Source organism: Rhodococcus sp. (in: high G+C Gram-positive bacteria) (assembly GCF_049591685.1).
Lineage (GTDB): Bacteria > Actinomycetota > Actinomycetes > Mycobacteriales > Mycobacteriaceae > Rhodococcoides.
The window spans coordinates 1-8507 of record NZ_JBAWFH010000029.1 but is presented as its reverse complement, the minus strand read 5'-3'; the positions used below and the strand labels follow the sequence as shown (position 1 = coordinate 8507).

The 8507-nt window shown below is 62.5% G+C and carries 10 protein-coding genes; 3 read left to right on the top strand and 7 right to left on the bottom strand.

Annotated features, from left to right (window positions below; genetic code table 11):
• Both WBQ44_RS01155 and WBQ44_RS01150 read right to left on the bottom strand, forming a co-directional pair.
• A partial coding sequence (locus tag WBQ44_RS01155; RefSeq protein ID WP_495564904.1) for a DJ-1/PfpI family protein occupies positions 1-472 on the bottom strand: 472 nt, incomplete at its 3' end.
• Positions 469-2424, bottom strand: coding sequence for a heavy metal translocating P-type ATPase (locus WBQ44_RS01150; RefSeq protein ID WP_495564903.1), 1956 nt, complete (start codon positions 2422-2424; stop codon positions 469-471). The genes WBQ44_RS01155 and WBQ44_RS01150, both read right to left, overlap by 4 nt.
• 54 nt (positions 2425-2478) lie before the next feature.
• On the opposite strand from WBQ44_RS01150, the gene WBQ44_RS01145 reads away from it, so the two are divergent.
• Together WBQ44_RS01145 and WBQ44_RS01140 are read left to right on the top strand one after the other, a co-directional pair.
• Complete coding sequence (locus tag WBQ44_RS01145) at positions 2479-2838, top strand: ArsR/SmtB family transcription factor (RefSeq protein ID WP_495564902.1); 360 nt, start codon at positions 2479-2481, stop codon at positions 2836-2838.
• 226 nt (positions 2839-3064) lie between these two features.
• Positions 3065-3529 (top strand): flavodoxin family protein, encoded by a 465-nt coding sequence (locus tag WBQ44_RS01140; RefSeq protein WP_495564901.1) that lies wholly within the window; start codon positions 3065-3067, stop codon positions 3527-3529.
• A gap of 78 nt (positions 3530-3607) precedes the next feature.
• Here the strand turns inward: WBQ44_RS01140 and WBQ44_RS01135 are convergent, their stop codons facing one another.
• Genes WBQ44_RS01135 through WBQ44_RS01115 form a run of 5 tightly spaced genes read right to left on the bottom strand, consistent with a single transcriptional unit; the run spans position 3608 to position 8174 of the window.
• Positions 3608-4990, bottom strand: coding sequence for a TRAP transporter large permease (locus WBQ44_RS01135; protein ID WP_495564900.1), 1383 nt, complete (start codon positions 4988-4990; stop codon positions 3608-3610).
• Positions 4980-5552, bottom strand: a complete 573-nt coding sequence (locus WBQ44_RS01130) for a TRAP transporter small permease (protein WP_495564899.1) — start codon at positions 5550-5552, stop codon at positions 4980-4982. The genes WBQ44_RS01135 and WBQ44_RS01130 overlap by 11 nt, the downstream gene beginning before the upstream one ends.
• Positions 5549-6622, bottom strand: coding sequence for a TRAP transporter substrate-binding protein DctP (gene dctP / locus WBQ44_RS01125; RefSeq protein ID WP_495564898.1), 1074 nt, complete (start codon positions 6620-6622; stop codon positions 5549-5551). Before dctP ends, WBQ44_RS01130 begins: the two co-directional genes overlap by 4 nt.
• Complete coding sequence (locus WBQ44_RS01120) at positions 6619-7425, bottom strand: carbon-nitrogen hydrolase family protein (RefSeq protein ID WP_495564897.1); 807 nt, start codon at positions 7423-7425, stop codon at positions 6619-6621. The genes dctP and WBQ44_RS01120 overlap by 4 nt, the downstream gene beginning before the upstream one ends.
• Complete coding sequence (locus tag WBQ44_RS01115; RefSeq protein ID WP_495564896.1) at positions 7425-8174, bottom strand: HpcH/HpaI aldolase family protein; 750 nt, start codon at positions 8172-8174, stop codon at positions 7425-7427. Before WBQ44_RS01115 ends, WBQ44_RS01120 begins: the two co-directional genes overlap by 1 nt.
• A gap of 141 nt (positions 8175-8315) precedes the next feature.
• On the opposite strand from WBQ44_RS01115, the gene WBQ44_RS01110 reads away from it, so the two are divergent.
• Positions 8316-8507 (top strand): GntR family transcriptional regulator (locus WBQ44_RS01110; protein ID WP_495564895.1); only part of this gene is annotated, 192 nt, incomplete at its 3' end.

Sequence of the window (8507 nt, the reverse complement as noted above, 5' to 3'; positions counted from 1 at the left end):
CCCACACACCGTCCGATCGCGTCGCGGGCAGCAATCCCGCCGGCGCGTGACAGACCGCCGAGACGACCTTGCCGCCGTCGAGGAAATCGGACACCAACGCACCGAACTGACCCGACTCCGCGAGGTCCTCCATCGGACCGTGGCCGCCGGGCACGAAGACAACGTCGTAGTCCGTTGCCTTCTGATCCTCGAGCACCTGGGGGTTCTGAAGGATCGAGTCGATGGACTCCAGGTAGTTCTTCTGGTCGGCGACCTTGTCCTCGTCGCCGCCGTTGGCATCGACAGCCAATGAGCCTTGGTCGACGACGGGCGCCTTGCCCCCTGGAGTTGCCACGACCACGTCCCACCCGGCGTCGACGAACGTCCGATGCGATTCGACGAGCTCCTCGGCCCAGTAGCCGGTCGGATGCTTCGATCCGTCCTTCAACGTCCAGTGGTCGGCAGCTGTCACAGCGAACAGTAGTTTCGTCATTCGGAGTGCATGCCCGATCGGGGCGATACGCAATCGTGTGTATTGCGTCGCCATGCTCGCGACGACAACAGACGCATCCCGTTCAACGCGACGATCACCGTCGAACTTTCGTGCCCTGCGACGCCCACGGGCAACGGCAGGGTGCCGACGAGATCCCACGTCACCAGCACGACGATGAACGACGCGGCGATGACCAGGTTGCTCACAACGATGCGGTGGGCACGTCGCGACAGTTCGATGACCGACGCGACCGCACCCAGATCGTCACGGATGAGGACGGCGTCGGCGGTGTCGAGTGCGAGATCCGATCCTCTGCGGCCCATCGCCACGCCGATGTCGGCTGCCGCGAGGGCAGGAGCGTCGTTCACGCCGTCGCCGACGAGAAGGACATGCTGACCCATATTGCTGACCGCTGCTGCCTTGTCGTGAGGCAAGAGACCCGCGCGGACGTCTTCGAGGCCGGTACTGCGGGCGACCGCCCGCGCGGCGCGGTCGTTGTCTCCGGTCAGGAGGACGGCACCGTTGCCGGTGATGTGCTCTAGTTCGGCAACGACGGACGCCGCGTGCGGACGTACCGTGTCGATCAGCCCGATCAGTCCCGCCGGCTGCCCGTCGATCCGAACGACGACCACGGTCATGCCCTCGGACTCGAGCTGCTCGACGGTCTCCGAGTGCGCCGAGTTGTCAGTGGGTTTGGTGACCTCGACGACTCGACCGTACGCCACCCCTCGCACTCCGAGCCCGGGAGTGGATTCGAAGTCGGATGCGCCGGGCACCGCCAACGCGCGCAGTCGGGCGGCTTCGACGACGGCCGCGCCGATCGGATGTTCGCTTCCGCGTTCGACAGCGGCGGCAAGACGCAGTACGGCGTCCTCGTCGAACTCTGCCGTAAACGTTTCGACGCGTTCGACGCGCGGGACACCCTCGGTGAGGGTTCCGGTTTTGTCGAATGCGACGACCGAGGTGGTGCGCAACTGTTCCATCACCACCGCGGATTTGACGAGTACACCGTGCCTGCCCGCAGTTGCCATCGCCGCGAGCAGCGGCGGCATCGTCGCCAGCACAACCGCACACGGCGATGCGACGATCATGAACGTCATCGCCCGCAACAGAGCCGGCTGAAACTCGCTGCCTGCCAACATCGGTAGCGCGAAGATCGCCGCCGTCGCGACGACCACGGTCTTGGAGTAGTACTGCTCGACCTTGTCGATGAACAGTTGCTTTTTCGCCTTCGTCTCCGATGCGTGTTCGACCATCGCGACGATGCGGGCGAGGACCGTCTCGGACGGGTCCACCTCGATCCGCACGCGAAGGGCGCCGGTGCCGTTGATCGTTCCGGCGAACACCTCGTCGCCGACGCCCTTGAACACGGGCACCGACTCACCGGTGATCGACGCCTGATCAACTTCGCTTCCGCCGTCGACGACGCGTCCTTCGCCCGCGATCCGCTCTCCGGGTCGAACGACGACCACGTCACCGGGCTGCAGCGCGGACGCGTCGACCTCATGCTCCTCGCCGTTCTCGGTCAGCACCGTCGCGACCTCGGGTGCGAGGTCCAGGAGACTGCGAATCGAATCGGAGGTGCGCTTGGTCAGTACCGCTTCGAGCGCGCCCGAGGTAGCGAAAATAACGATGAGCAGGGCACCGTCGAAGATCTGACCGATCGCGGCCGCGCCGATTGCGGCGACGATCATGAGCAGATCGACGTCGAGTGTTCTCTCTCGCAGGGCTCGAATTCCCTCGAGCGCTGGTTCCCACCCGCCCGTGGCGTAGCAGGCCAGATACAGAAGCCAGAAGACCCAGTCGGGCGCGGGCGACAACTGAGCGACGAGGCCCAGCAGGAACAGGACCGTCGCGGCGGTCGCCCAACGTACCTCGGGGACGGCAAGCAGTCGTGTTCGCGCGCTGCCGATGGCAGCGCCGGGAGTACGCGGCTTGGAGAGGGTGGTCATATCTACATGATTACATGAAGAGCTATACATGTGTACATTGACTATAGTTGCGGCATGGGACACGGAGTCGAGAGACGCGCCACGCCACCGGCGCAGCTCGACGCCGAGTCAGCGGCCACTGTCGCCGCAACTCTGCAAGCCCTCGCCACCCCGAGCCGCCTCCGCATCCTCACGCAACTGCGGCAGGGCCCGAGCGGCGTCAACGACCTCGCCGACGCCGTCGAAATGGAGCAATCGGCCGTATCGCACCAGCTGAGGCTGCTGCGCGCAATGGGTCTCGTGACCGGCGCCCGGTCCGGGCGAAGCGTCATCTATCGCCTGTACGACAACCACGTCGCAATGCTGCTCGACGAAGCGGTTTATCACATCGAGCACCTCGGCATGAGCGCGCCCGATCTCGATGACTCCGCGTAGGGCTTTCACTCCAGACGACCCACGAACCGTCCTTTCGAACGTATGTATCAACAGGCTGTGGACAAACCTGTGGACAACTCGAGGACCATTGCCGTAATCCTGTGGATGGCGTGTGGACAAACCTTTGAGGCGACGCCAATTACCCAGCTCAGGGTGCGTAGCGATGAATTACACGCCTGTGAGTAACTTCGTCTGTCCGCTGTGCATCGCCGGATACGCTGTACCGATGCCCAAGACGCTGATCGTGTGTTCGTCCGTCTCGCACGGAAATACACGCCAAATTGCCGACGCCCTGAGCGAAGTCCTGGACGCGACCGTCGTGACGCCGGGTGAGGTCGACGCCGCCGACCTCGCCTCCTACGACCTGGTGGGCTTCGGATCCGGCATCTACTCCCGCCGGTTTCACCACGACCTCCGCGCACGGGTCGACTCTCTACCGCCGATGACCGGCAAAGCCTTCGTGTTCGCCACGAGTGGCCTGCGGGAATCGCGCCTCAACCGTTTCGCCAAGCCGTTCGTCGACAACATCGAGAACAAGGGCTATGAAGTAGTCGGCGGCTTCACGTGCCGCGGCTACGACACGTACCTGCCCTTCAAATTGGTCGGCGGGATCGGCAAAGGTCGTCCGAATGCCGACGACCTCGCATCCGCCCGAGAGTTCGCAGAATTCCTGAAGGATTCCATGGCGTGAAACGAAAGATCCCCTGCCCGGCGAACCGGACAGGGGATTGTCGTCCGAGACGATCGTGTGACTCGGCTGCGCAGCCGTTCAGACGGCCGACGACAGCCCAGGGAGGAATGTGACGATCTCAGGTACCACGATCAGGATGGCCACGACCACAACATCGGCGATCAAGAATGGCCAGATTCCGCGGAACACTCTGGCCAGACCGGCTTCTGGTACAGCTCCGGAGTACACGAAGGCATTCATCCCCACAGGCGGCGTGATCAGCGCCATCTCTGCGACTTTCACGATGAGAATGCCCAACCACACGCCGTCGAATCCATACTCGGTGAGTATGGGATGAAGGAGCGGGGCGGCGATGAGGATCATCGAGATCCCGTCGAGGAACATGCCGAGCGGAAGCAGGAGCAGAAGACACAGCACCAGAACCAGGTACGGCGCCATGTCGGCACCGACCACAGCGTCGACCAAAGCAGAGCTGGCGCCTGACAGTGCGAGAAAATAGGTGAATACCCCGGCACCGACCATCAACAGGAACGTCATGGCCGTCAATCCGATTGCTTCCGTGATCGATTCGCGTAGTCGTGCGAGCAACTGCGGTGGCCGCACACGCAGCACCATGACGAGCAGTGCCGTCATTGCACCGAACGACGCTGCCTCCGTGGGAGTTGCGACGCCGAGGTAAATGGTTCCGATCGAGACGCCGAAGATGACGGCGAGGAAGAGCACCCCCGAGATGTCGAGCTTCTCGGGTGCGAGGGTACGCGGAGCGGTATCCGTGTTCGAGCTGCTGACGCAACCAGACGCTTCCGCAGGAGGGTCATTGCGCACCAGCAGGTTCCGTGATCTTCTGCGCTGAAGCAAAACGACAACGACAGCAGTCACCGCATACGCCAGTAACGTCAGCAGCCCCGGTCCGATTCCCGCGAGCAACAGCTGACCGATGCTCTCCTCCGCGACCACACCGTAAAGCACCAAAACGATGGAGGGTGGAATGAGAACGCCCAGCGTTCCGCCTGCACACACAACTCCTGCAGCAAGCCGTAAACCGTAGCCTGCCTTGACGATCGCATCGGTCGATACGCGCGCCATGGTTGCGACAGTGGCGACGCTCGACCCGGTCACCGCAGCGAACAATCCGGACCCTGCCAGGGACGCCAACGCGCTACCTCCCGGCAGTCTCCTCAGTACACGCGACGCAAAATCGAAGCCTGCCTGCGCCAACCCCGCCTTCACCGCCAGAACACCCATGACGATAAACAACGGGATGATTGTCAGCGAGTAGCTGGCAGCGGTGGAATACGGCTGATTGGCCGCCGTGCCCACGGCCGCGTCCAAGCTTCTGAGGCCGATCACCCCGAGCAAGCCGGCAAGCATGAGGGAAAGGCCTACATGCAACCGAATCGCGAGCATGGCCAGGAAGAAGGTCAGAACGAGAACAAGAATCGAAACAGATTCAGCAGTCACCGTGGACCTCCGAGGAAGCAGATTGTTCCGGATGGACGACGGGATCGACATCGGTCTCCTCGATGTCGGCCCGCACACGGAGGAATACGAGTATTTCCTTCCACACTGCAATGACGAAGAACAACCCGAAAGATCCCAGCACCGCCAGTTTGGCCGGCCACGTGGGGAGTCGAAGGATATCGTTCGTTGTCTCGCCACGCTCGAATGCGCTGCCGAGCACTCCGAACATTCCCACCACCAAAACCAAACCGAGTACGGAGATCAACACTCCACGCACCGCACTCAGCACCATCCGGGCGCGTCGGCCGAGCCGGTCTTCGATCAAAGTGACGGACACATGCCTACCGTCGATCTCGGCAGCGGTCAGTCCGAAGAACGCCACCGCGACCAACAACAGGGCGGATATTTCGACTGCGCCGAGAATCGACTGGTTACGTACATTTCGGCTCACGACGTCCGCGACGGTCAGCGCAGCCAAGCCGAACAGAATCAACCCCGCAACCACGGTCAGTACTTGTGCCAGCGCCCGAACCGGTTTGGGAAAGGTCGGTGGTGCGATCACTGTGCCTCCCCGAAGCAGCGAGGTAGAGCATCGACGTAGTCCGACGCGGCATTCTCCTCGGCGAGTATTGTGCGATAGTCGTCGAGCACGGACCGAGCGTCGTAGCCTCTCTCCTCGTATCGCGACACCCATTGCTCGGCCGCGCCGGTCTCCTCGCGCAACGTGTCGAGCTCATCCGCGGGTAGTGCCGAGAAGCTGGTTCCCGACGCACGCAATTGTTCACAAGCGAGCAGGCCGAGTTCGTCCAATTCCTCGAGGCCGAAACCGATGGCATTCTCCCCCGCCTCGAGCAGCGCCTGACGGTAGTTCTCAGGCAGGCTTCGGAACAAGTCCTCGTTCACGACAACAATCGATGATGCGTACGCACCGATACCCGGGTCAACGATGAACGGGGTCGAATCTGCGAGACCGAAGGTCGGCAAATTCGACATCCCCAGCGAGGTATAACCGCTGATGATCCCGCGCTGCATCGACTCGTAGACATCGGTCGCCGTCATCGAGACTGGGTTGACACCAGCCGCGACCATGACCTGAGACACGAGACCACCCGAACGGACACTCCGTCCTTGCAGATCCGAGATGCTGGTCACCGGGGAGGCGGACCCGAGCGTCGCGTTGCCGATGGGCAATGGGAAAAGCAACCTGACGCCTTGACGGTCGAAGTCGTCACGGAACGTTTCGTTCTCCTGGTACATCCGGCTGATCGTTTTGAGATGCGATTCCGGATTCATCGACTCGAAAGGTAACTCCGCGGCGGTATACATCGCGAGATCAGAGGCCGCGTACAGCGAACCGACCTGGGCCAGATCCACCCGACCGTCGAGCGTGGCCGCTACGGACTCGTCGGCGCCGACCAAACTCTCGGAGTAGTGGAACCGCACGGTCACCCCACCGCCGGTGAGGCGTTCGACGTCGCTAGCCCAGCGTTCAACCGTCTTGGACTGATCGGAGGTTGCGTTGGAGTACGTCGAATAATGCAGCACGTAGTCAGCATCGCTCCCCGCGCCGCATGCGGTCAGGCCGCCCGCAGCAAGCACCGCCGCGACCATTGCCGAGAATTGTCTTCTCATGCTCGCTCATCCCTCGCTGTGACGCGATAGCGGCGCAAGGCCAACGCGGGATTGATACCCCGCACCTGTTCGATCCGTTCGGCGTCCAGTGTCGCGACAGCGATACCCTCCGATTCCCCCACGCCTGCCAGCGTGTTGCCCATCGGATCGAGGATCATGCTGTTGCCGGCACCGGTGGGGGCGCATTGATCGGCGGCGACCAGGTAGACGGTGTTCTCGATGGCGCGAGCCCGTAACAACGTCGTCCAGTGGAATTCCTTGAGTGGTCCAGGGACCCATTCGGCCGGCATGGCTATGACGTTCGCTCCTGCGTCGACGAGAGTGCGCGTCACTTCCGGAAACCGCAGGTCGTAACAGGTCTGCATGCCCACGGTAAACGCTCCTACATGGAGCAGCTGGGGTGCTTGCGGGTCGCTGGCGAGCACTTTGTCCGACTCCTTGTATCCAAAGGCGTCGTACAGATGCACTTTGCGATAGACAGCCTGCAATTCTCCTGCTTGAACGCCAATGAGGGTGTTGTGAATTCGGCCCGCGTCGGCGACTTCGTTGATGCCAGCGATGATTGCAACGTCCAACTCGGCGGACAGATCAGCCAGACGGCCCACGGACGGACCGTCCAGCGGTTCGGCACTTTCAACGAATCGGTCATCCATTGCGTCAACGGTGAAGACGGCATACTCAGGAAGGACAACGAGCTCTGCGCCCATCGCCCGTGCACTTCGTACGAGACGGTCGATCTCGTCGAGGTTCGCTGACTTATCGCTCGTAGGAGCGAACTGGACGGCAGCGGCCATTACAGACATTAGGCGTTCACCTCGTTCTCGATAGCGTGCATGGTGTTCATAGCGGTGGTGAAACCGCTGAGCATCGCGCCGTACTGCATTACGCCGATGATCGTCTCCGCTCCCTCCTCGACGGCGAGGCGCTTCTCGGCGTCGCTCCAGGCCGGGAGAATCCAGGGCTTTCCTGCTGCCCGAGCTGCGCGGGCGATTCTGCGCAGGTCGTGAAAGTCATCCTGCGATGCCTTGTACGCGCCCCGACCGCGGAGAAGGGAGAGGTCGGACGGACCGATGAAGACACCATCCACCGTCGGCAGCGCCAGAATCTGCTCGATCTCTTCGTGCGCTGACGCGTCCTCGATCATGGGGAAGCAACGGGTGGAGGTGTCCTGCTCCGCCACCCAGTCGTCGGTGAAACCCCGGTAGCCCGACGTGCGCCCCCCGGCGAAGGACCGCAGACCAAGAGGAGGGAACTTCGCGAACGCCGTGATTTCGGCTGCATGGGACGCCGACTCGACGTGCGGAACAGCAACCGCGTCTGCGCCGAGATCGAGTGCTTGCTGGATGGGGCCTCTTTCAGGGCCGAGCACTTTGACGATGGCCCTCAATCCGCTTGCACGGATGAGGGGCAACATCGAATCGAGCGCGGCGAGGTCGAAGGTTCCATGCTCGACATCGAGGACGACGGTGTCGTAGCCAGCGAGGCCGGCCATCTCGACTGCGGCGCTCGACGGCTCGGACAACCAGACTGCATGACGGGGGGTCGTGTGCACGCGGGAACTCCTCGGTAGTGGATGTGACGACGACTATAAGACAAGTCGACTATTTGCGCACTAGTTGCATACAATTTGCCCACCTGCGTCTGAATTGCCCTGCGACGTCGACCTACCTGCTATTGGAGCTACCCTCAACCCATGCCAGCGCCCATAGATGACCCCGACTCGGACGGGTTGAGGCGCCCGTCGGCCACCACCATCGCGTATCGCGCCATCAGCAACGCGATCTTGACGGGGACGTACGCCGAGGGCCAATTCCTGGATGAAGCGAGCCTCGCCCGTAGCGTAGGGACGTCTCGAACGCCGATTCGCGAGGCCCTGCACAGGCTG

Excerpts from the sequence above, each read along its gene's own strand:
- WBQ44_RS01145 (WP_495564902.1), top strand. The coding sequence starts at position 2,479 with ATGGGACACGGAGTCGAGAGACGCGCCACGCCACCGGCGCAGCTCGAC.
- WBQ44_RS01150 (WP_495564903.1), bottom strand. The coding sequence starts at position 2,424 with ATGACCACCCTCTCCAAGCCGCGTACTCCCGGCGCTGCCATCGGCAGC.
- dctP (WP_495564898.1), bottom strand. The coding sequence starts at position 6,622 with ATGAGAAGACAATTCTCGGCAATGGTCGCGGCGGTGCTTGCTGCGGGC.
- WBQ44_RS01140 (WP_495564901.1), top strand. The coding sequence starts at position 3,065 with ATGCCCAAGACGCTGATCGTGTGTTCGTCCGTCTCGCACGGAAATACA.
- WBQ44_RS01120 (WP_495564897.1), bottom strand. The coding sequence starts at position 7,425 with ATGTCTGTAATGGCCGCTGCCGTCCAGTTCGCTCCTACGAGCGATAAG.